The following is a 1,433-nucleotide window of genomic DNA, read 5'->3' as shown; positions in this document are numbered from 1 at the left end:
GAGCGACAAAAAATCCTTCAGCCACCTGAGCAGGAGGGAGAAGTTGTAGCCGGCGGCGGCCAGGATGGCGTTGAGGGCGTCGCCCTGCTGGCCGGCGAGGTAGTTGCGGCCCATTCTGTGTTCGCTCTTGATGTGGCCGATGACGGGCTCGACCGCCGACCGCCGCCGCATCTGGCGCTTGATGGCTGGGGTGACGCGGCGCTTCTGGCCGGCGGTGAAGACCCTGAACTTGTGGCTCTGCGGTGCGTTGTGGCCGCGATAGCCGGCATCGGCGAGGATGCGGCCGATCTCGTTGCCGATGGTCTTTTCCATGTCGGGGATGACGCTTGCCAGCGTGTGGCCGTCATAGGGATTGCCGGGCAGTGCTTTTGCATGCAGGGCGAACTGGCCACCCTTGGAGCGCTTCAGCGTGGTGGCCACCGACACCTTCACCCCGAACTCGTAGGGCATATGCGCCTTGCCCTTGCCGATGCATTCTACCTCGTGTGCGTGCAGGCTGTAGATCTTGCGGCCGCGCTGGCGCTGGCGTTGCTCGAGAACGGTGGCCGCCTGGTAGAGCGGCCATTTGAAGAGCGCGTCCAGCCCCGCATCGCCGGCGATCTGGCGAGAGATGTCGCGAATGGTCCGGCCGAGATAGGTCTTGAGCCTGCGCAGCGCCTTGTTCGCCCGCTTGAACTGCTTGGCGTGGGCATAGCGCTGATGGCTGATCAGCGCCAGCTTGCCGACCCGCATATAGCTCTGGCGCAAATGGAGCCCCTTCCTCTTGGCCAGCCGCACCAGCCGTTCGCGCGCCCGGTGGATGAGCTTGGCGTCGGTCGGGAACATGACGTTCTTCGGCTGCACGGTCGTGTCGACGATGACCTGGCGCGTGTCGGCCGGCTTCATCGCCCCGGTCTTGATCGCAAGGCTGAGGCTCTCCTGCAACAGCGCCACGATCCGCTCCTCGCCCATACGGCTGCGCCAACGCGTCATCGAGGAGCGGTCAAACGGCAGCGTATGGCAAAAGAACGTCTCGCCGGTGAGATACTGGAAGTAAGGGTTCTCCACCCAGCGCTCGCACAGCACCTCATCCGACAGGTTGAAGGTGTGCTTGAGGATCGCCAGCCCCGCCATCAGCCGGGTCGGCAGCGGCGGCATCCGGGGCCGTCCGAATAGACGGCGCCGAAACGCTCCTCCAGCACCGGCCAGTCGATCGCCTGCGCCAGCCGCACCAGCTCGTGCTTCATGTTGATGATCTGATCGAGCCTGGAGCGGAACAGATCCTGCTCTCCCGTCTCGCGCTTCTCGCGTGGCTTGGACATTCGCCGTCCCCTCGATTCGCCGCCGCCGAACCGAGTGAATCACGCTCCGCAGCACAAGGGAATCGCAAAACCGAATTGCAGGAAAACAGCGCTCATAAACCGCCAATCCTGCAATTCCAAAGCCGCTATCCG

General features: G+C 64.1%; 1 pseudogene. It reads right to left on the bottom strand.

Annotated elements, in window-relative coordinates:
• Positions 1 to 1,301, bottom strand: a pseudogene (locus AC0L2Z_RS35220) (IS5 family transposase); the annotation flags it as partial.
• Between the last annotated feature and the right edge of the window lie 132 nt (positions 1,302 to 1,433).

The sequence above is a fragment of the Mesorhizobium sp. WSM4850 genome, from assembly GCF_055811735.1.
Note: the sequence above shows the minus strand (reverse complement) of the source record. Positions and strands in the feature narration are given on the sequence as shown.